Consider the following 22421-nt stretch of genomic DNA (forward strand, 5'->3'; position numbering starts at 1 on the left):
GGCTATACAGCAGCTCCTTTCTCGTTAATCAACCCAGCTTCTTCCTCTAGTTGTGCCATTTTCTCTAGATAAGCATGAATCGATTCTTTTTTCATTCGTACAACAACGTATAAAACAACGTAGACAATTACGGATAAACCAATCCACAGTGGATTTTGGGTCATAAATATCAGGAACAAAATTCCCATAATATGATTGGTCATTACCGCGAAGCTACAGATCATCATTGCTCCCTCAGGCAAATTCACACCAACTTCTGTTGCGACAGCCGTAAATATAGGGGCGACTGCAGTAATTATATATAACCCGCCTGCACACCAAAGTGCACCACTAATCAATGATTTAAAAATATTTCCATTAGAGATACAAATGATCAATTCTATCATGTAAGGGATTGCAATTAAGTCCACCATTGGCAGGGTTTGATTCCCAGGTAAGAAAATCGCCATAAGTAATACAATTGGGATAAGCAGCATACCTGTTAAAATTGTTGCTGTTTCTCCATAACCCGCAGCGTCATTGATAGCTAAATACCAAACACGGTCTTTTCCACCAGACTTTGCTGTACGTTTTGATGCATCGGTAATTGTTGTAAATGCAGAAGCAAAAATTCCTGCGATTTTCGGAAAGATTGCCATAATAGCAGAAGTCGCAATTCCGATAATCATGATGTCTCCCCAGCCTGTTAGTGTGTCCAAACGCATAAAATTACCTGCTAGACCTAAAGCAAGACCAAGAATAAACCCTAAAGAAGTTGGTTCTCCTAAAAAACCTAATTTATCTTGTAACGTTTCAGGATTCCAACGGACTTTGTTCGCTCCCAATTTAGTCAAAATAAAATCCATAACCATTGCCAAAGGAACTGAACATATATGATGTGGTGCAGTCATCGTACATCGTGGATATCCATAATAAGTTGACCATCTCTTTGCTACAATTTCTGAAAAAACTAAACAATACAGATTAGATAGAACCATCAACCCAATCGATAGCCATAAATTCTTTGTTGAAATAAAAAGCATAGATCCCCATAACATGAAGGAGTAATTATTCCATAGATCAGATGGCATAAAAATGTCGGTAAATTTAACAACGAATAAAACGGCTTGCAAAATCAAACCTAGCGCTAAAAAGATCATCCCTACTTGAGTCGAGTAAGCAACCACACTTGTTGCCTGCCATCCTGTATCCAATATACGTAAATTTACTCCAGTTTCTTCAACCATTCGATTGATGGCTGGTGTAACAATTGGTGTATATGCACCAATGATCATATTAAATCCAGTAAGACCAATTCCTGCATTCAACGCAGCATTAAATGCTTTTTTTGGTTTTACCTTCATGATTAAAGCAATAAAGAAAATGATAACTGGTACAACAATCGCCGCACCAAAAGCATCCATTATATTAGACAAAACATCTAACATTGCACTTCCCCCTTTTGTTTACTCCTAATTAACTAATTTTTCTGCTGTTTCTTTTAACTCTTCAAAAAATTCATCTTCACCCATGCCAGATAATAATCCTACCGCATTAATTGTAGGGATATCATATTTCCCTTTTAAAGGGCTTGTATGAACAATTAAGTCCCAGTTTCCTGAAGCCATTTCTCCATCTACTCCACCAGGATTCACTTCCACCGTTTTTGCTTTAATTCCCATATCATCCAAGAAATCTTTTACTTTCCCCGCTACCATTGAGCTCGTTACAGTTCCTGAACCACATACTGAAATTACATTTAATCTTTTTGCCATTCTAATTCCTCCTAGTTTTTTCGATCTTCTAAAATTCCCGCTTTCGGGGTTACACCAAATTGATCTGCAAGAGCCCACAATTGATCACTGGAGATCTTTTGCTTAAAGCCTCCTGGAACGGATATTACACGCATATAAATATCTGCAGCCTTTTCAACTGTTTCTACTAAACCAAAAGCATCGTCCATTGTTTGTCCGGCACCCATAATGCCATGATGAGGCCAGATGACTACACGCGAGTCACGCATCTTTTCAGCCGAGGCCAAACCTAACTCAACTGTTCCTGCAACCATCCAAGGCAAAACCGATACACCATCTGGGAAAACAACCAAACATTCAGTAATCATTTCCCATAAAGAACGAGTGAATTTCTTTTCATCCAGTTCGTGAACAAATGTCATTGCTGAAATAGCAATGGAATGACAATGTAAAATTACGCGATGATCTGGATCCTGTGCCAGACGTACTGCATGACATTTTAAATGAGAGGCTAACTCACTTGTTGGTACACCACCATCTTCTAAGCCCCACAAAACACGATATTTTTTTCCATCATCAGTAATTTTTACAATGGCCAAATTCTTTGCAGGATTCTTGCAGATGTTTTTGAAATAGCTACCTGAAGCAGACACTAAGAAAATTTTACCCGCTAGCTCTTTTACTTCAAAGTCTAATTCAGCTTCATTAATACTTCTTTCCAAATCTAAATACAGACGTACTTCCTCTGTATCCAGCATGTAACTGATATTACCACCATTCCGTTCGTCCCAGCCATTGCGCCATAAATTTTTTGTTACCTCACACATTTCATTAATAAAAGGTGCTTCATAAATATCATGGATGATCATTTCTTGTCCTTCTTTCCCTATTTTCTATTCAAAAAAGTTAGTCACTATTTCCAAAATTTTTGCCTCATTTGTTTCAGATTCTAATGCACTCATCACTTCACTGTTTGTAAACATTGCCATTAAAGTTTGCAAGAGTTGTAATTGATCTTCACCTTTGTCAAAGCCTAAGAAAAATGCGTATTTTGCTTGGATGAATTCCTCTGTGGTTCCCATTTGACCAAAAGAAACTGCTTGTTTCAGTTTGACAATGTAAATGAACGGTTCCTTAATATGGGTTGGATCAGTATGAGGAATCGCGACTGCAAAGGTTGGTGTTTCCAATCCGGTTGGATATTCCTTTTCACGTTCCTTAATCGCCTTGGGATAGCTGTCCTGAATAAAGTTCAATTGGCTCAATTTCTGTGAGACAAAATCAACTAACCCTGAAAAATCAGTCGCCTTTTCGTGAATCGCTACAAGCTCCGGATGAAACATTTTTTTGGTAATAATCATTCATTGCCCTCCTTTCTATCAGGTTATGCTGTTAGCATACCACCAGAAAAAAGGCCTTAGTATACGCTTTCATCACAAAAAAATCTTTCGTTGCAAAAAAAAGTGTGACGTTCTCTTGTTTCATTTATTATTCCTAACATAATAAACACAAAAGGGAAGTTGCTTGCACAACTTCCCAATAGAACAGTATTGTTTAAGAATTTAGTCTGATTTGATTCCTAAAAAAATCGCTTAAATAATTACTTTGTTTCCCTACTCAACCACCTCTACCTCCAACACATTAGAAAATATCGCTGGATACGTCTGAAGTACAGGACCACTATAAGTAATCTTCACATAACTGCCATCTGGAACCTCTACGTTCACACCATCCAAGCGATACCATAAGTATCCTGAACCATGTATAACATCCGGTATATAACTGGCAAATAGAGCACGCTTATATTCTTCTTCCTCCATGGAATCTTGAATCTTTTCCCGATGATCAAAATAGCCATCCCAGTAATAGCCTTCTATAAAACTAATGTCTTCAGCATATGAGGAACTATTTACAGTTGAATTATTGTTCATTATGCTGCTTGAAGACGGTTCTGTTGAACTAGCATGATTATCTGAAGCGGAGCGTTTATTTCCTGCATTTTTCACCTCTACGAATCCAAATAAAACCAGCACCAAACAACCTAACAATATTCCGACCCTCTTTTTCATAAGATACCCCTTAATCTTTTGATGAACCGCTTGCAACTAGACTCAAAACCATTATAGCATCTAGAATTGCAAGGCAATCAATTAAAAAAGTTCCTGTTACACTCGATTAAATTCCTTCATAACCTGGTTTCTCATTTTTCAAGTCTTTTACCTCTGAGCTTGTCGCCTGCAGACATCTCAAATTCGGAAAAATTTCATGAATTACTTTCCCAAATATCTTGCTCTCTTTTCTGCATTCAAAACAAATAAAAAGCAATTCCTCCACCACTTTAACAAGTCCAGACGAATCGCTTTATTTTCTTATTATCCAAAGTCATACTCCCGATTGGGCTTTACCAATCCGATTGAGGTAGCAAATAACCTAGATTTAGCCTCAAGTTCGATCTTCAATTTCTCTAATTCATTTAGTGTCAGCTTGCTTTCCTTTGGTTGTTCTTTCTTTGGTGCAAATAGTTCTTTCATGATTCATTCCTCCTATTTCGATTCTCAGCACAACTACCATTCTTCTATGAATCGCTTACTGTCTAAACACTGGTAAGCATAGAGCTAGTGTGCTTTATCTATGATTAATACTGGGAGGGGCGCGAATAATTCTTCACCGGCAGAGCAAATAATGTCTAAACTTCGATCGTTTCCAACACATCAAGACGTTTGGTCATCCAAAAGAAATCAATCGCCTGTTTTTGAAAGGCAAACAGGAAAATGTGGTAATCCCGTTTTAAATAGAATAAGCTTGACACCTTACGGGCAGTCAATATCAGTCTTGGATGATTGTGTTCCTTGGCAAAGGCTTCACAGCTGGCCATCAGCTGGTCGCCGATATGCTTACCTTGATATTCTGGCAGCACCGCGACCTGTCGTACACGGGCGATCCGCCAGCGATACAACTGAACCGAGGCAGTGCCGACCACCTTGCCATCTTCAATTGCCACAAAAATATGCAGCTTTTCTTCTTGTTTGTAATCAATTTTGCTGCCAAGAACCTGCTGGCGCAGCTGAACTGCACCACAGTGTTCTTGGCTAAAATGTTCTGCAATTCGTATTTCCATGTTCAGGACCTCCTTTTTTACCAGTTTTCCCAATCATTTTCATGGGATTGTTTGTCATCCGAAAAATCAGGGTTTACACCGTTGCCCCATGGACCAAAATGATTTGGACCAAAGCCGCGTCCCCGGAATTCATTGCGCATTTTTTCTTTCCAAGCTCGTTTCAATTTGCGTCGTTCATGAGGTGTCATACGCCCGAAATCAGTCCTCATGGGATCAAATTGCATCCGAATTTCTTTCAGCGCTTCAATCGCCTCAAAAGGATTGTTGGGGAAATCAGGACCTTCACCGAAGTCTTCACTCCAGCCAGCAATTACTTTGTTTAACAATTGGTCTAAAGTGTGCTGTTCATCTGCTGTTAGGCCAGCAAAGAAGTCCTCTGACCGCTCTTCCTTTTGCTTTGAGGGACTAACCTTCTTACGACCTTCCTCTGTGATGTAGACCCGCTTGATTCGTTTATCCGTTTCGTCTTCCCGACGTTCAATTTCGCCACGACTTTCTAATTTATTCAATACTTCTGTTAATGAGCTAGGACGAACATCCAATATTTCTGCTAAAACACCTGATGTTAACCCATTTTCTTCTGCTAAAATATCTAAAATAAGCTGCTGTGTAGGAGCTTTCTTCTCGCATTTTCCAGCATCCATTACTCGACGACTAGCCTGACCGACATAAGACAAACGCTGCAATAATTCTTTTGTATACTCGCTCATAGCGTTTCCTCCTCCATTTAGTTAGGTACCTAACCTTTGATAAAACAAATTATACTTAGGTACCTAACATTTGTCAATAACTAATACTATTTTTTTACACAAAATATTTGTCCCGCTTTGAAAAGGCCATCATATCAAGCCTTTCATAAGTAAAACAATTATTAACCTCTTTCGTTTTGCAACAAACTCAATAAATCTTGCAACAAATCAAAAAGAAATATTCTCAAGAATGGTCCCATGCTATTCTAAGTTCAACAAGAAGATAAAATTATTTGGAGGAATGAAGGATGAAAAAAAACAGTGTGAAATTTGGACAGGTAGCAATTGGAATTTTTGGTTGGTTAACGGGAATTATGGTATTAGTAAAGGGAACGGATCAGATGCTGGAAATTTTATTAACATCAGTAATTTGCGGAGTAATCGCCAGTGGTGTATTAACGGTTCTTTATCCGGTAGTCTGGGAGGGCACGAATCTGAGCAGGGGATGGAGAATTATTGTTTCGGCAACACTTAATCTTGCAGCAGGCTCCGTGATACTCGGGCTGCTTCTACCTGCAATGCTGCTAATGGTTCTTCCTTGGATACCAGCAATGCTTTTATTAAGTATTATTCTGCATTCAATTTGTTCACTATTCTATCAGCAGGCAGTATAGAAGAGTAGATAACTTAGGTTCTAAGAGATATTCTGTTAAATCTCCATAAAAACAAGCAGCCAAACAGGAAAACTGTCTGGCTGCTTGTTGTATATTGTGTTACTTCATATATCTTCGAATCTTATGCTGGCTCATCTGGAAGCTGATTGGTGTCCTCTGGGGTAATAACAAAGTTAGCTAGCTCTGAACCGTCAGGCTTTAAATAAAGTACTTGCAATTTGATATCTGGGAACATTCCCTTCATTCCATCAATTACTGGCTTCATACCTTTAACCATTGTCGGTTTTAATGCCTCACTGTCAACCTCTACTCCTGGATCTTGCGCAAAAGTATAAGTATAAACAATCGTGGTATTTTCTCCCTCAGTAATAGTAATATTTGAGTACATACCTCCAACTTGCTCCATCAAGCTGGGAACTTGTGACTGAGCAGCTTCCACCATCAAGGAGAAATTGCTTGAATTTCCAAATGAACTTGTGGTTCCAGTTTCTGGCAGCTCTGAACTGGACGATTCTAGTAATTCCGAGCTGGATGTTTCCTCTGTTGTTTCGCTAACCATTGATGAAGTTTCCTCTGTTGTTCTGGCTGGCCGGGATGCCCTTCTTGGGTTACCTGCACACGCTGTTAAACTCAGAATTGTTACCATTGCAAACAAAACACAAACCATTTTCTTTTTCATAATAGACCCCTTCTCAATTTCCATTTTTTATTTTACCCATTTATATTTTACATGAAAATTATTCGTTTTCAATTTTTTAACGGAAATTCTAGCGATATTTTTTCACCCTTTTTATTTGATGCCAAAATATAACACGAAATAAACAGGTTTTGGGTCTTTTTATAAATTGAATGTCTCAGCTTGTCTTTAGCATCCTTAAGCTTGATACGTCCTACTTGAATTCCAATCTTAATTTATTGCTGCAAATTCTATAAGAAAAACCCCAGATTTTACTCTGAGGTTTATCGTCCTAGTGCTTTCCTTTATGGATTGCTACTTTATGAAGTTCGTTGTCTTTAGGTATCTTTGTCTTGCCTAGGTGTTTCATAGCTGTCCGAATGAGAATGGATGCCACGAAACCAATCGTCGCAAAAACCGCAAAAATGCGCAGAACTGTTGTGTAAGAATGGAAGAGCTCGGTAATTTTCCCTAAGAAGATCGGTCCGAACATCCCAGCTGCGGCCCAAGCAGTTAAAATATAGCCATGAATCGCACCTACCTCTTTAGTTCCAAAGACATCACCAATATAAGCCGGTACAATTGAAAACCCAGCCCCATAACAGGTCATAATTAAACAGATCATTGCAGCAAACAGCAGGGGCGTCTTCGCTACTGACAGTCCCAACAGAACAACCACATCAATCACAAACAGCAGAGTAAAAACATTTTTTCGACCAATCACATCAGAAATCATTGCCCATACTAATCGGCCGCAGCCATTGAAGACACCCATCACGCCAACCATAGTGGCAGCCACAGTTGCGGACATGCCAGTAATTTCCTGGGCCATGGGGGAAGCCTCTGAAACTAGCGAGATGCCACAGGTAATGTTGAGAAACAGCATGAACCATAACAGCCAGAAGGTTTTGGTTTTAACTGCTTCATTGGCTGTTAGTTGGACACCCGAAGTTTTAACTACCTTTTCTTCTTTTGCCTCAAAGCCTTCTGGTACCCAGTCTGCCGGCGGCTTTTCTAAATATTGCGAAGCTGTAAACATCACCACAAAATACACAACACCTAAAATATAGAAGGTTGTCGAAATCCCCATATGAAGCATCAGCTGCTGGGCAATCGGTCCAGTAATCATGGAGGCAAAGCCAAAGCCCATAATAGCGAGTCCCGCAGCTAGTCCTTTACGATCAGGAAACCAGCGAATCATCGTCGAAACAGGAGTTACATACCCTGCTCCTAAGCCAATTCCGCCAATCAAGCCATAAGTTAAATACAGCAGCGGCAATGACTGAAGAGAAATAGCGAAGCCGGTAGAAAAAATCCCCAGCCCAAAGAAAATCGCCGCCATCATCCCCGTCTTGCGCGGACCAAACTTTTCAACAAACCGTCCCATAAATGCTGCTGAAATACCTAAACAGAAAATTGCCAAGCTAAATGCAAAAGAAATCGCAGACTTATCCCAGCCTGTCAATTCTTTAATTGGCTCCTTGAATACACTCCACGCATACGCCGAACCAATCGATAGATGAATCACCACCCCAGATAAAGCAATCAACCACCTATTTTTCAACCTTTGCATCCATTTCCCTCCATCCAATTGATCTCATATAAATAACATTTGTTATTAAAAGCGCAAAAAAATTTTGTTTGTATCAAAAAAAAAGCGATTCGTTAGTAATTAATAATGAGTATACGCTTCCAATAAAGAAAGTTCAACCGCTCTTTCTTTATGGTTTGATTAGAAATTGAATAAAAAGAATGGCCACTTCCTACTTATAAAAATTTTGGAAAACAGATCAATTGGTATATCCTCGTTTCAATTTACTTTATGCCGTATATGAAAAAGGCAAGGTCCAGTCAGACCCTGCCTTTCTTTCATAATTATCTTAGTATCATGATCATCTTTCTACCACAATATTGACTCGTCAGCTTAAGCAGCGGACCAATCAACAGGACACCAAAAATCGGTCCTATCATAAATTTGCCTCCCAACAGCATTCCAGCCGCAAAGCAAAGCAAATCTAATCCCATTCGTACTTTAGCCAAGTCAACCGACAAACGATTACTTAGGGCAAAGCTGAGAGCAATATACCCTTCCTTACCTGTATTCGTAGCTGCCGCAATTCCTGACCCAATCCCAATAAAGGAAATTCCAATGACCACCAGCAGCACCTTCAACCCAACAGGTCCATCAACGCTGATCTGCTTGATGACTAGGTCCGTGAAAATACTAGTAGCAATCGGATTCAAGACAGTTGCTAAGCCCAACTCTTTCTTGTCAATCATTGCTACAATGATTAAACAGGTACAGGTTACTAGCAAGGAAGCTTGTCCGACTGTTAGCGGAAGATGTATAGCCAGCCCTTCCCACAAAACACCAAGGGCATCGGCTCCTAGGCCGGTGGTGACACACAGGCCTACACCAACCCCAACAAGCGAGGAGCCTAACACCGAAATCAAATATCGTAAGAACATTTTCATTAATCCAAATCTACGCCATCAGAAGCGATGACTTTTTTATACCAGTAGAAGGAATCTTTCTTAATTCGTTTGCATTCTTTTACATCATCATCTGTCCGGTCCACATAGATTAGGCCATAACGTTTTTTGTAGCCATTGCTGGTGGATAACAAGTCCAAGGCAGACCAAGGCATGTAGCCTACTACTTCAACACCAAGATCCATCGCACGTTTTGTTGCTTGGATATGTTCGCGGAAGTATTCAATCCGGTAATCATCGTGTACTTTTCCATCTGGCGTCAATTCATCGTACGCTCCCAGGCCATTTTCAGTAATCATGAATGGCACACGGTAACGAGTGTAAAGATCGCGATAGACATACTCCAACCCGATTGGATCAATCGCCCAATCCCAGTCAGTTGTTTTCAATTCCGGATTCGGACACATTTGATAGAATCCTGGGTGGGTTTCAAATCCGGACATGTCACCCTTTTTACCAGTTAGGTTGTAGCCAGACCAGCTGTGTTCTGTGATGTCTTCTGGGCAGGCATGGGCACACTGGCTGTCATAATAGTTGATGGCAAAGAAATCGGATAAGTTTTCAGCAAATAATTGTTCATCGCCTTCTTCCATCTCCGGAGCCAAGCCATGCTGCTTCAAGTAAGTTAGTGCTGCCACATTGTAATAACCTCGGAAGTAAACATCTAAGTAATACGTATTACGTAAATCATTGGCGTTTAAAGCCGCCAGTTGATCTTCAGGCTTACAGGTGCGAGCATATACAGGTGCATAGCCCAATGCTGGGCCAGCTAAGCCGCCGACTTCATGAACATATTTGCAGGCAAGAGCTTGTGCTAGATTCATGTGATGATTGATTTGATAACGCAGTTGATTATTGTCTTGGTATTCTGGCAAAATATAGCATTTTTGTGTCCAATACTGCACGATGATGCTTTGTTCATTAATTGTAATCCAGTATTTAATATCGTCTTTGAATTCATTGATCACGTATTTTGCGAAATTCGCAAAATCGTCTACTACTTTACGAGACAACCAGCCGCCGTATTTTTCGACTAATGGCCAAGGCAAGTCATAATGGTACAACGTTGGAATTGGCTCAATGCCGTTGTCCTTTAATTTTTTGATTAAGTCACGATAAAATTGAATACCGGCTTCATTCACTTCGCCATCGCCATTTGGAAAAATTCGTGACCAGGCAATTGAAAAGCGGTAGCTGGTGAAGCCCATTTCTTTAAATAAAGCAATATCTTCTTTGTATTTGTGGTAGTGATCACTGGCGACGCTGGCATCGGCAAAACCAAATTTTTCGTGACGTTCAGTGTTAATAATATCTTGCTGGGATAGTCCTTTCCCATCCTCTAGTGCGGCACCTTCGACTTGGTAGGCGCTGGTTGATGCTCCCCATAGGAAGTCTTTTGGAAATGCGTTGTTCATGTAAATCCTCCTCTAGTTTGTAAATAATCTATGGTGTAGTGAAAATTAATCCACTACGGTGCTAGTTGGGTATGTGCGGGAGCATGAAGTTCTTAATCTTGATCTTCCTCTACTTGATGAGGCTAATTCAGTTATAAAGAAACAAATTTTTCAAATTTGTCTTCATTTTCATACGCATACCACTCTGCTAAACTCTATTGTCTGGTTAATGTCTCTTTACTTTTTTAAAGTTCATTAGCCAAATTAAACTGGGAAAAGCAGAGCTGGCAACTGGCAAACTGAAGGATGGTCAATAACGGACTTGCTTCAGGTTTCACAATAGTTAGTTTTGATCGACGTAGCTAGTATCACCGATGCTGTCGATTGTATACTTGCCGTCTTTATAGGTTAAGGTGGTGACACTGCAATTAGCGATTTTCTCTCCTTGGTATTCGCCTGGGGCAATGCTTTCTAAGATGATTGGGATGATTCCACCAGAAGAGACAATTAATACATTGCCGCCTCCTTGCGCATCCACTTCCTTCATCACCTCTGGCATGACCTTTGAAACCCGCTGATGCATTTCGTTATAGGTCTCAGCCGTTTGTGTTGGATCGACCTCTGCCACTTTGTTAGCTAGTTCTTCTTCAGTCAGCTGCTCCTTCAGGAAATCCCACAGCTCATCACTGTCTTCGGGATAATCTAGATTCAGCGCCTTCGCTACTGCAATGTTCATGTCGTCATTGGAGAGACCTTCGAAGCTGCCGAAATTCTTTTCCCTAAAGCCGATATTTTCCGTGATTTGCGGTATATCGTGTTGGTTTTGTTCCAAAATCAGCTTCGCTGTATTGCGTTGACGGCCAAGGTCACTGGAATAGGCTGCGGTGAATTCGATATCCTTCATCCCTTTACCCACCAATTGTGCCTGCTTTTCTCCCTCTTCGATCAGCAGGCTGTCACTGTAGCCTTGAACTTGGTTCTGAGTATTAAACCAAGTCTTGCCGTGTCTGACTAAATAGATAGTTGTTTCTTTCGGTTCATTAGGGGCGCTGGCAGCTGTACCCGATTCATCAGTTTCACCACTGCTGGTGCCGCAAGCCGTTAGCAGAATTGCTGCGAGAGGCAGCAGCCACAATAGTTTTTTCTTCATTCTGAACCTCCTACTTCTGCAGCACTAACTCATACATATCCACTAAGTCTCTGGTCATATTAACCTCACTGGTGATTGTCATCAGATGATCCTGAGCATGAGTGAACAGTAAGCAAGGCTGATAGCTTTTGCCGGCCGCTTCATTTTGGATCACTGCCGTTTGTGAACGATGCGCCAAGACAATGTTGTCCTTAGCTTCCTTTAAAGCAGTGCGCGCCGCTTCAAAATCTTGAACTTTTGCATGTTTAATGGCTTCTTGAGCCTTTGTGCGTCCATTGCCGGCATGCAGGATGATCTGCATAGCAACAGGAATCAATTCATTTTCTTCTTCGAGTAATGCTTTTTCTTCCATCATATCCTTTGTACTCCTATCTTTTTAGACTGCTTCAACAGGTGCTGTCATTTCTACTTCCTTTTTTTCCTCTTTTACTTCTTCTGCCAATACTTCTTTTTCATATACTTTGAAGAATGGGTACCAAGTGCCTAAGTAAATTACAAACAGCAAGGCATACCATAAAACTGCTCGGAAGTCCTGTAAAATCATCACACTAGAAATCGGTGCTGGTATTTGGGCCACCTGCATTAGCTGCTCCGGAATATTCAGCAAACCGCCGCGCATTGCGAACCAAATGACACAACAACCGGTAATGGAATTGATCCACATTGGCAGCATTAAGATCGGATTCATAACCACTGGTGTACTAAACACAATTGGTTCATTAATGTTGAATATTGATGGTCCAATACAAATTCGTCCCAAGGTTTTTAACTTTTTGGCTTTTGAGAAGCACATTAACAGGTTCAAAGCTAAGGTTGCTCCAGTTCCACCCATCATAATCAAGCCTAAGCTGTAAACTGTTTCGTTGGTTACGATATTCATCGCTGGATCCCCGTTTTGCACAGCTAGTGCGTTCGCTGCAATCCCGGCAATAAAAATCGGATTTTGAATAGCTGACCATAACCAGGTGGAAATTCCCATTGAATAGAAGAAAGCCGGAATCAACACCAGTAAAATCAGACCAGGCAGTGATTGACCAAAGTTTTGAATTGGTTCAAACAGGTTCAGAATCACTTGGAAAATATCGATGTTCAAGCCAAAAATCAAAGTTGACCATAACGCAAGACTTAAGAAGATCGGAATAATGTTATTGATCCATTCAATGACAAAGTCCGGCATTTCGCTATTTTTAAATAATTTCAGTTTGCTGTAATAATGGAAAATCACACTGACCACTGCTCCAGTGATAACCCCAATTAAGATTCCCGTTGGACCAACTCGCCCCATGTCATAGACGCCTTCTTCAGCACCTACTGGATGCAAGGTCATCATTAAGGAACAAATAGCCACGATCCCAGCTGTAATAGAGTAATTCGCATGTTTAAATTTCTCCATGTATTGATTGGCTACCATGAAGGCCGCAATCAAACCGATCATCCCAAATGAGTAGTTGGAGATATTTCCTAAATCCGGCAGCTTGGGAATGTAGGAACGAAAAACGTTGTAAAAGAAGACTATCGATCCCGTCATAATAAATGGGATGAGTTTTTGCATGGCGCTTGAAAGCCCAGCGACTGCCGGTTTTTGCGTCAAGGTCTTAGCTTTTGGTGCGAAGGAATTCGCTAACCAGTCCATAAATTTTTTCATTTCCACTTACTCCTTTATGTTTAATTTATGCGTTTAATTTTTCCAAGGCAAAATCAAGTAATCCTTCACCATCCAGCATGCCGTAAATATCTTGTGGAATTACATCCACTACTACGTTATGAGGAGCAGCTTGTTGTGCCATTTCATCTTTGAAGGAAGCATAATGCGGGCCTAACAGTAAAATATCGATTGAATCGAAGTAAGAAGCTACTTCACTTTCACTTCTAGCGTCGATGGTTCCTGAGATGCCGCGTTTCTTCGCAGCCTTTCGTGTTTTTTGAGCCAAGAATCCGCTGGACATCCCAGCACCACAACATAAAAGAATATTAACCGTTTCCATTTAAAACCCTCCTGATAAGTTTTTTTTAACCTCTGTGCACGTTCAGTTGTTCTTTACATCCTTATTATTGCCCATACAGTGCACACGCCTCAACCAGACAGTTGCACGGTGATGGTGCAAGTTTCTATTTTTTCTTGTAAAGAGAACAGTTATAATGGTACTAACTCCCAATAGGAAGGCGGACAGCCCATGAAAGAAAAACAAGAGCAGTTACTTCAAGAATTGCTGCTGCAAACTCAACCTGTCTCTTCAAGAATTCTGGCCGAGAAGTTGAATGTTTCCGTCCGAACCGTTAAAAACTACATTTACGAACTGAATCAGTTGGGAGATGCTCCAGTGATTTCTTCTTCTAATGTTGGTTATACTGTACATGCCAAGGAAGCTCAGCTGCTGCTGCAAAAACCAGAAAATGATAACGCTTTACCACAAACCTTCAAGGAACGTTCCTTCTATATTATTAAAAAGATTTTGGTTGAAAATCAGAGCCTGAATCTGTTTGACTTATCTGAGGAATTATTTGTCAGCTACTCTACTCTGAAATCGGACATTACGCGGATGAATAAAACTTATGATAAGTACCATGTAAAATTTGTCATCAAACAGGATATGATTCACATTATTGGTGAAGAAAAGGAGAAACGGCGTCTAGTATCCTACATCATCTTTGAGGAGGTCCCACATAAATTTGTGGACCGAGATGTATTAGCGGCAAATTTCGATGAAGCGGATATCGAGAAGCTTTCAGGGATTATTGACGGCATCATGAAGGAATCCAACTATCATCTAAATGACTTTTCTTATATTAACTTGATGATGCATCTGCTGATTTTGCTGGAATCGGTGCGCAATGACAAAACCTTGGTGACCCGCAATTGGTTCAGCTCCTGGCTGCGAGAAGATAAAGCCAAGCTAGTAACCAAAATGATTGAGCAAATTGAAGAAGTGTTTGTCTTGAAGCTGAATCGTTTGGAAAAAGAGGAAATTCATATGATCTTTCAAGCCAATGCCAACTATATTCCTTCTAATAATCTGAAGGAGCTAGAACAAATTGTTGGCGATGACATTGTTGAGTCTGTGGAAACGGTACTGGAGGATGTGCGTGAAACCTTTGGCATTAATTTAAGCAGTGAAAATTTCGTTGTCCCTTTTTCACTGCACATTAGCGGCCTATACTCCCGTGCTAAGCAGGAAAACTCTTTGAAAAATCCGATGCGCAGCTCGTTGAAACGGGATTTCCCGATGGTTTATGACATTGCCGTCTATCTTTCACTGCGCTTAAGCTCTCTGCTGAATATTCCCGTCAGCGAGGACGAAACGGCCTATATTGCTTTGCATATTGGTTCCGAGCTGGAGGGTCAGAAACGAAATCAGTCCAAAATACGAGCAGTATTGCTATGTCCTAAATATATGAACTTAGACGTAAAATTGTATGAGCAGTTAAACCAGCATTTTGGCAATGAGCTGAATATCCAAACTGTGATCTCCGAGTTTTCTGAAACAGAAGGATTATATTTTGAATTGTTGCTCACCACGCTGCCAGTACCCAAGACGGAAGCTTACACAGTCATTCATATTTCTCCCTTCTTCACGGAGGAACAGCGGCTGATGCTGATTAATGAATTCGGCAGCTTACGTTTGGATTGGAAGAAAAATATTTTACGAAAGAATTTTGATGATTACTTTGATGAAAAATTCTTCACTAGTCAGCTGCAGGGTAGTCAACGCGAAGAGGTAGTCGAAGAAATTTGCGGGAAACTAGCTAGTGAACATATTGTGCCAGAAGAGTTTCTAGGTCATGTGTTGGAACGAGAAAATGCTTCTTCCACAGCCTTTGAATCAATTGCCATTCCTCACTCTGTTTACATGGATGCTCACAAAACAATGATTAGTGTCGCTGTTTCCGATAAGGGTATTGTTTGGGGTGATAAACGTGTTCATGTCGTTTTACTAGCAGCAATTAACGATGTCGATCGACGGCGATTTGCAGATATTTACGAGGCCTTGATCTCCTTGTTTGATCAGCCGAATACCTACAAGGAAATTAAGAAGTTGAAAACCTTTGGTGAATTCCGACAGTTTATCTATTCGAAGATTTGATAAAAATCGTTTGTTTTATGTCATTCAAGGCCGGTAAATTATCGGTCTTTTTTGCGTACTAGAAAAAATGCCGACAACCAGGTTATCGACATTGTTTACTATAAAGTGGCCAGAATTTTCGTGTCATTCACATTGCTTAACACATTTCGATTCCGGGTAAAGAATCCCTCTGCTTCCATACGATTAAGCTCTTGACTGATCGAGGCACGGGTGACATGCAGCAAAGCGGAAAACAGTTCTTGTGATCCGGGTAATTTGATATTTTTGGGAATATTCTTTTGATTCAACTCCAAGTTGTTATTGGAGCTGGCAATCCAATAGCAAATGCGCTCTCGAATAGTCTTATATCCTAAGCAACTGACTAAGCGCTGGGTTTCCATGCCACGATGCGCTAAATGCTCAACATACAAAGCCAAACCTTGCTGATTGTTTAGCGCAATCTCATCAAAAATCTTAATCGGAATCCAACAAATCGTGCAAGGCGAGACAGCAATCAAATCAAAGGTATAGTATCTTTTTTTCATTAGATGTAAGTATTCCAAAACTACACTTCCCTGGTCAAAAATGGTGCTGCATAATTCTTTACCAACACGGGTATAGTTACAGGTTTTCAAAACACCCTTTGTTACAATGCCTATTTTAGTGATTTCGGCACCAGCTGTTGTTAGTAATGTACCTTTTTTGTAGGCCTTCTCTTGACCATTGACAGTAACAAGTGGATGGTTGAGACAATAATCAATAAACTTTAGCTGATCCATATGCAATGCACCCCTTCTTGTTTTCTAGAAAAACAATAAACTGGCAGTGACTACCAAGCACAGCAACAAGGTCGAGCTGATAAAAGAAGCAAAAAGAACCGAGCCTCCTCTCTCAGAGATAACCTTAAAGTTAACACTTAAGCCTAAAGCAGCCATCGCCATCCCTAGAAAAATATACGCTAAAGCTACCAGTTGATTAATGACACTAACAGGAATCGGCAAAAAAGATCCGGCAATACTTGAAGCGAGAAAACCTGCCATAAACCAAGGAATTGGCAGCTTTTGTTTTTCCTGTGAAGTGCTAGAGCTTTTTTGATACCAAATACCAACGATAAAGGCTACCGGAGCCAGCAGTAAGACTCGTGAAAGCTTCATTATCAAGGCAATATTCAATGCAATTTCACCATTAGCACCACCAGCAGCTACAGCATGAGCAATTTCGTGCAAGGAGGCACCATTCATAATCCCTAATTGTACATCCGTCATTCCTAATATCGGTTTAAGAGCGATTTCGACTAAGGTAAACAAAGTACCTAATATACATACAACCGCCACCGCTAATACGGCATCATCTTTTTTTGATTTGACCTGCGGAGATACACCCATTACAGCTGCTGCACCACAAACTCCGCAACCGCAAGCAGCTAAAATAGCTAATTCCTTGCTGACCTTTAGTTTTCTACATAAAAAGTAGGTTAATACAATTGTAAAGGTTACAACCACGATTGCCAATGCAATTGTTTTAATTCCTGATTCGGTTAAATCCATTAAATTCAAGCGAAAGCCTAGCAAAATAATACCTAAACGCAAAAATTTGTTAGAAATAAAACCAATACCATCAGCAGCTTGTTGTTTGATTGAAGGGAGAATCTGCAGCACCATCCCAAACAAAAGAGATAACACAAGTGCTCCAATCAATTTCGCTCCCGGAAGCAACGCTGTATATTTTCCTAAAAGAGAACAGGCCAAGGTTACAGCTGCCGCAATCCAAAAGCTTCTTTTTTTCATTATTTCCATTACTCTTCACCTACTGTCATAAAATTTTCAGATAGAACACGAACAGAGAACGGCTCCTGTCTAGATTTTAGACAGGAGTGTTCTCATTGGTATTTATCCTTTTAATGCATCCTCTAAGAAATCACAAATGTCATCGTAATCACGTTCTCCGTTGAAGCGTTGCATTTCTTTTCCGTCTTTGTAAATAACGACGACAGGAATACCAGCAATTCGTTGGCTTTCTGCCAAATCTTTTTCAGCATCCACATCCACATAACGTAACGTGAATTTGCCATCGAATTCTTCTTTCAGCGCTTCCTCCAATACTGGGTGGAGAGCTTTACAGTGTTGACATCTTTCTGCACCGAACAATACAAGTACTGGTATATCGCTTCTTGTTACGACTTCGAAGTCGCTTGCAGCCATTGGAACAAAGAATTCTTTATCTACATCAAAGACTTTTTCGCGGGTAACTACATCGTCTTCATCGTCCGTAGCTACACATAGTGCAACCTCTGCGTAGTATGGTAATGATCCCTCAACTTCAATAACCTTCTTCGCCCCGAAAGCACCTGCATTTGGTACACGGTAAGTAATGTTGTCAATTGGTTCAATTGCTACTTCTTCTGGTGTTGGCTCTTGTGGTACATAATCATATGGGTAACGATACGCACGATAAATCATGTTATTGGTTGGTTCACCTGGTTTGCTATGAGTATAGTAAGGCGAAATCCATTCCCATACGATTTCATGATCTGGCGTCACTTCAATCAAGCGTCCGTCTGAACCTTCAGTAATCAATGTGTTTCCGTTTGGCAAGCGTTGTGCTGCTGATACATATGGACTGTAGAACTTGCTTGCATCCGTTGGAATAGCATGACCTAATTCTTTTGGTGTCACTTGCCAAATGATTTCCAGCGTAATTGGATCAAATTCCAAAATACGAGTGTAATCTCTCAAGGCGTTCTTCGCACCTAGCTTAGAGCCAGGATTTGGTGCGCCGTATCCACCCCATCCGCCATTATCAAATACCATTAGATTTCCTTCGCCTGGCAGGCCTTTTGGAATCATGTGGAAGTGGTGCTGACCAATGATCCAGCCTAGTTTCTTCAAAGCAGGAGAAGCATTGAAATCTGGTCCAATTTGCCATACGATCTTGCCGGTTTCTTTGTCTAAGATGGCTAAAATATTTGCTTCACGACAGTCAAAGATGATATTTTCTGGTTTGAAGCGTTCATCGCCTTGGTCGTACCATTTGTTTGGTCCAAGGTAGCTCATGCAGTTAACGTGCAGGTAGTCACCGACACCGCCGTCAGATGAACGCATATTGGGATCACGGAACAGTAAGGTTTTTGCCACTTCGTCAAAGCCTAATTCGTCAAAGTGATCACTGATTGACCAGTGCCATAAAATGTTTCCTTCCCAATCCACTTCGTACATTACGTCATCCAACAAGCGTTTGTCAGAAATTTTGGGGTTGTGGATGGTGCGGTGTGCCAAGATTAAGGTGTTGCCTTCTAATGGTTTTGGATCCATACCTGGGACATAGTAGCCGACTGGGTTGCCTTCACGCTGATAGTCATGGTGAGAACGTGCCATCCAGCGATGATCGCGGCCAGGATCATTAATTTCTTCATAATGATCAAATTCCCAAACAATGTTTCCATCGTAGTCGATCTGAATCACGTTCACACCATCCTGCATACCGTAATCAGGATGACGAAAACCAGATTGACCTAATACATATCCGCCTGGCAATAATTTTGGCGGCATTGCATGCATTTTCCAACGACGGATTTCGTTTCCATTCATGTCAAAGAGCAATACACCATCATTGATTGTTGGTACGATTGTATAACCGTTCCAGCATTTTTCAGGATTGTAGACTGTTGTACCATGTGGAAATACTTTTGGTTGACCCATTTTTCTTCACTCCTAATTTTTTATTTTTTGAAGCACTGCTTCTAAATCCGTAACAACTTGCTGCAATTGACCTGATTCATATAAGGCGACACTGACGGTCTCCTTCAGGCCTAGCCGTTTAAACAATAGATTTTGACGGCTGATATCATATTTGTAAATTTTATAATCCTCTTTCAGCAGACGTTCCAGCTGTCCGGAGGCTTCGATGTCTTCTGACTGGTAAGGATTGTAGAAGATAAAGGCGACATTTTCAGTTGTATCTGCCAAGAGCGCATCTAGTTCATGCTTTTCCTTCAAATAGCGTTCTACAGCTACCACGGCTTTGGCACCATCTGCTGCAGCCGTAATGACTTGGCGTAGGAAGGTGTTGGTGCAATCACCGATGGCATACAGACCGGCTTTACTAGTTTCTTGTTTTTCATTGACTAAGATAAAGCCCTGTCGTGTGCAATCAACCATGTTTCTCACCAGCTCGGTTTTTGGCATCATTCCGATGAAGAAAAAGACACCGCTGGAAGGCTCTTCAAATTGTTCGCCTGTTTTAACATTCTTTATGACAACACTTTCGACACGTTCTTCTCCTTTGAGTTCAGCTAAGGTTGCGTTCCAGATGAAATGCACCTTTGGATTGCTGGCAATTGATTTGGCTGCGACTTCGTTACAATCTAGACAACCTTCGTCTTTCAGCACGATGATGCTGACTTTTTTTGCAAATTTGGTTAAGAATTCCGCTTCCTCGATCGCTTGATCACCGGCTCCTAAAATGTGAATTTCTTTGTCCTTAAAGAATTCAGCATCACAGGTAGCACAATAGGAAACGCCTTTTCCTACAAATTCTTTCTCCCCGGGTATCCCCAGTACTCGAGGTTCCGTTCCGGTATTCATAATGACGGCATTGGCTTGGAAATCGCCGCGGCGTTTGGTCTTTACTGTAAACAGGCCGTCTTTTTCTTCAATTTCTGATACAGTCGTTCGTTTGAATTCAACGGTTGGATAGCTTTTGGCATGGGCTTCGAATTTCTTCATAAGCCCTTCGCCGGAATCAAAGATTGTTCCTGGATAGTTTTTAATTTCGCTGGTTTCCTTGATTCGACCACCGTAGCCGCTTTTTTCGATGACTAAGGTTTTCATTTCGGCTCGGCCGGCATAGATTGCGGCTGCGAGACCGCCAGGACCGCCGCCGATGATAATGACCTCATACTGATGATCCATTTTGACTACATCCTTTCTCATTTGGCATATGATCTACCACTTTTTCTTTTTTAAAGAACAGCCAGTAGATGCACACAAACGTAAGCAACAAACAATAATAACAGGAAGCAAATATGGCAAATGGCGTCACATCTACACTTTGCTCCATTCCCATTTCATTAATAATGGTGATAATTCCCATTACAAACGCACTGTTAATCGGGACAATCGCCGTAATATTAGTCGCCATTCCGATCATTAAATAGCTTCGTCGGTTAGGTGAAATATTCTTTCGTTGCCCGATGGTATCAGCCATATTGCTGAACAATAGAATGCCCGGCAGCACACAGCCTGACAGTAAAACATTGACCACTCCGGTACCAAGAGCGATAACAATTTCCGCTTCTTTTGCCGTTTGTAAAAGCTTGCTGTTTAAAATATGATCGCAAGCTAATTGAATCACGCCGCCTTGAACAGCGACAGCGATCATACCGAACAGTAGAATCGTGGAAATTGTAATGTCCACCATACTGTACATACCGTCGAATATAATCCCGCTGATTTGTGTATGCTCGGGATTCAAGGCAACAATGTCAGACAAAGCAAAGCTGCCACTCACCAGACCTACTACAAAACCAATTAACGTAGCGAAGGACAAGCCAAGAAACAAATTCTTGGTCTTGAAGCTGATGGTCAGCAGTATAGTCACTGGTATCAGCATGAACAAGCCCGTCACATTTGCCAGCTCGCGGACCAGCTGCAAATTTCCTTGAACATCTCCAACATTGGCATTGCCAAAGATGAAGAATAAAACCATTGAACAAATCGCAGTTGCCACTAAAATCGGTGTTCGTTCGCGAAAGACAATTCCTAAATCTGCTGGTTCCTTCGTTTTTGCGTCGTGTTGTGTATTGATGGTTGTATTAATTACTTGTGAACTAGGTGACAGGGCATCTCCAAAGAAAACACCGCTAAGTAAAGCGCCGATCAGGACCGCCGGCTGTGCACCAAGCAGAACACCAGGCGGATAAAAAATTGGTACAACGGAGAACACGGCAGCTATCGGCGCACCAGCCCCCATGGCAATAATTGTTGATGCTAAAAAGGCAAAAATAACGTACAGACTACCAGAAACCTTCAATTGGACACTAAGCCAAATGAAGCCGCTTCCAATATCGCCTGTTAAGAGCAGGCGAGTAAAAATCCCAATGAGCAGGAAGGTGAAAATAAGCTTTGCATTCCCAAACTGAGTCAGTCCGCCAATGACAATATCCCAATATTTTGACTTGTTTTTTACAAATAAAAAACCGACAATTAACCCAATAAATGCTGCAACTACTAAACCTCTCATTGAATAATACTGATACCCGATTGCCAATACGGCGCCGATAAAAATGTAAATCACAATCGGGAGGATGGCCATTTTTTTGCCACCATAAAACTCAATCGCTGGCTGTTGCTTCTCTTCCATCTGTTTGCTCCTTTCAATTTGAAAAAATTGTGTTGCAACCATCTGATCCACTACGTTGACGCGATTCTATTTA

At 40.9% G+C, this 22421-nt stretch carries 23 protein-coding genes; 2 read left to right on the forward strand and 21 right to left on the reverse strand.

Features of this window, described 5'->3' with window-relative positions:
• Positions 1-2 precede the first annotated feature (2 nt).
• The 8 genes from I588_RS19420 to I588_RS19450 form a co-directional block, all read right to left on the reverse strand.
• Positions 3-1427: a PTS galactitol transporter subunit IIC gene (locus tag I588_RS19420; protein WP_010758569.1), complete on the reverse strand. Its 1425-nt coding sequence runs from the start codon at positions 1425-1427 to the stop codon at positions 3-5.
• Positions 1428-1451: 24 nt separating this feature from the next.
• Positions 1452-1754, reverse strand: a complete 303-nt coding sequence (locus I588_RS19425; protein WP_010758570.1) for a PTS sugar transporter subunit IIB — start codon at positions 1752-1754, stop codon at positions 1452-1454.
• Between the two features lie 11 nt (positions 1755-1765).
• Complete coding sequence (rhaD, locus tag I588_RS19430; RefSeq protein ID WP_010758571.1) at positions 1766-2602, reverse strand: rhamnulose-1-phosphate aldolase; 837 nt, start codon at positions 2600-2602, stop codon at positions 1766-1768.
• A 24-nt stretch (positions 2603-2626) separates the two neighbouring features.
• Positions 2627-3094, reverse strand: a complete 468-nt coding sequence (locus tag I588_RS19435) for a PTS sugar transporter subunit IIA (RefSeq protein WP_010758572.1) — start codon at positions 3092-3094, stop codon at positions 2627-2629.
• 252 nt (positions 3095-3346) lie between these two features.
• Positions 3347-3802 (reverse strand): hypothetical protein, encoded by a 456-nt coding sequence (locus I588_RS19440; protein ID WP_139244023.1) that lies wholly within the window; start codon positions 3800-3802, stop codon positions 3347-3349.
• A gap of 303 nt (positions 3803-4105) precedes the next feature.
• Complete coding sequence (locus I588_RS27615) at positions 4106-4264, reverse strand: hypothetical protein (RefSeq protein WP_010758574.1); 159 nt, start codon at positions 4262-4264, stop codon at positions 4106-4108.
• 155 nt (positions 4265-4419) lie between these two features.
• Entirely contained in the window at positions 4420-4851 is a 432-nt protein-coding gene (locus tag I588_RS19445) for a GNAT family N-acetyltransferase (RefSeq protein WP_010758575.1), read from the reverse strand.
• A 17-nt stretch (positions 4852-4868) separates the two neighbouring features.
• Positions 4869-5561: a MarR family winged helix-turn-helix transcriptional regulator gene (locus I588_RS19450; protein WP_010758576.1), complete on the reverse strand. Its 693-nt coding sequence runs from the start codon at positions 5559-5561 to the stop codon at positions 4869-4871.
• Positions 5562-5848: 287 nt separating this feature from the next.
• Here I588_RS19450 and I588_RS19455 point away from each other — a divergent pair, with 287 nt between their 5' ends.
• On the forward strand, positions 5849-6214 hold the full coding sequence (locus I588_RS19455) for a hypothetical protein (RefSeq protein WP_010758577.1): 366 nt from the start codon (positions 5849-5851) through the stop codon (positions 6212-6214).
• A gap of 121 nt (positions 6215-6335) precedes the next feature.
• Here the strand turns inward: I588_RS19455 and I588_RS19460 are convergent, their stop codons facing one another.
• From I588_RS19460 to I588_RS19495, 8 genes are all read right to left on the reverse strand, one after another.
• Positions 6336-6893 carry a hypothetical protein gene (locus I588_RS19460; protein WP_010758578.1) on the reverse strand — a complete coding sequence of 186 codons (558 nt, stop codon included), beginning with the start codon at positions 6891-6893 and terminating at the stop codon, positions 6336-6338.
• A gap of 289 nt (positions 6894-7182) precedes the next feature.
• A complete protein-coding gene (locus I588_RS19465; RefSeq protein WP_010758579.1) occupies positions 7183-8463 on the reverse strand; it encodes an L-lactate MFS transporter in 1281 nt (426 codons plus the stop codon).
• Between the two features lie 302 nt (positions 8464-8765).
• Positions 8766-9365 (reverse strand): YczE/YyaS/YitT family protein, encoded by a 600-nt coding sequence (locus I588_RS19470; RefSeq protein ID WP_010758580.1) that lies wholly within the window; start codon positions 9363-9365, stop codon positions 8766-8768.
• Entirely contained in the window at positions 9365-10798 is a 1434-nt protein-coding gene (locus I588_RS19475; RefSeq protein ID WP_010758581.1) for a glycoside hydrolase family 1 protein, read from the reverse strand. The genes I588_RS19470 and I588_RS19475 overlap by 1 nt, the downstream gene beginning before the upstream one ends.
• A gap of 322 nt (positions 10799-11120) precedes the next feature.
• The gene (locus I588_RS19480; protein WP_010758582.1) at positions 11121-11927 is read right to left on the reverse strand and encodes a histidine phosphatase family protein; all 807 of its coding nucleotides are present in this window, start codon (positions 11925-11927) and stop codon (positions 11121-11123) included.
• Positions 11928-11937: 10 nt separating this feature from the next.
• A complete protein-coding gene (locus I588_RS19485; protein WP_010758583.1) occupies positions 11938-12282 on the reverse strand; it encodes a PTS sugar transporter subunit IIA in 345 nt (114 codons plus the stop codon).
• A 21-nt stretch (positions 12283-12303) separates the two neighbouring features.
• Complete coding sequence (locus tag I588_RS19490; RefSeq protein WP_010758584.1) at positions 12304-13572, reverse strand: PTS sugar transporter subunit IIC; 1269 nt, start codon at positions 13570-13572, stop codon at positions 12304-12306.
• Positions 13573-13597: 25 nt separating this feature from the next.
• A complete protein-coding gene (locus I588_RS19495) occupies positions 13598-13912 on the reverse strand; it encodes a PTS sugar transporter subunit IIB (RefSeq protein ID WP_010758585.1) in 315 nt (104 codons plus the stop codon).
• A gap of 189 nt (positions 13913-14101) precedes the next feature.
• Here I588_RS19495 and I588_RS19500 point away from each other — a divergent pair, with 189 nt between their 5' ends.
• Complete coding sequence (locus I588_RS19500; RefSeq protein ID WP_010758586.1) at positions 14102-16009, forward strand: BglG family transcription antiterminator; 1908 nt, start codon at positions 14102-14104, stop codon at positions 16007-16009.
• 98 nt (positions 16010-16107) lie between these two features.
• On the opposite strand, the gene I588_RS19505 is transcribed toward I588_RS19500, so the two are convergent.
• The 5 genes from I588_RS19505 to I588_RS19525 form a co-directional block, all read right to left on the reverse strand.
• Positions 16108-16767: a Crp/Fnr family transcriptional regulator gene (locus I588_RS19505; protein WP_010758587.1), complete on the reverse strand. Its 660-nt coding sequence runs from the start codon at positions 16765-16767 to the stop codon at positions 16108-16110.
• Positions 16768-16791: 24 nt separating this feature from the next.
• Positions 16792-17784 carry a YeiH family protein gene (locus tag I588_RS19510; RefSeq protein ID WP_010758588.1) on the reverse strand — a complete coding sequence of 331 codons (993 nt, stop codon included), beginning with the start codon at positions 17782-17784 and terminating at the stop codon, positions 16792-16794.
• A gap of 93 nt (positions 17785-17877) precedes the next feature.
• Entirely contained in the window at positions 17878-19686 is a 1809-nt protein-coding gene (locus tag I588_RS19515) for an aryl-sulfate sulfotransferase (RefSeq protein WP_010758589.1), read from the reverse strand.
• A 12-nt stretch (positions 19687-19698) separates the two neighbouring features.
• Positions 19699-20898, reverse strand: a complete 1200-nt coding sequence (locus tag I588_RS19520; protein ID WP_010758590.1) for an NAD(P)/FAD-dependent oxidoreductase — start codon at positions 20896-20898, stop codon at positions 19699-19701.
• Positions 20882-22348: a Na+/H+ antiporter NhaC family protein gene (locus I588_RS19525; RefSeq protein WP_010758591.1), complete on the reverse strand. Its 1467-nt coding sequence runs from the start codon at positions 22346-22348 to the stop codon at positions 20882-20884. The genes I588_RS19520 and I588_RS19525 overlap by 17 nt, the downstream gene beginning before the upstream one ends.
• Positions 22349-22421: the final 73 nt, after the last annotated feature.

This window comes from Enterococcus pallens ATCC BAA-351 (genome assembly GCF_000407485.1).
GTDB lineage: Bacteria > Bacillota > Bacilli > Lactobacillales > Enterococcaceae > Enterococcus_A > Enterococcus_A pallens.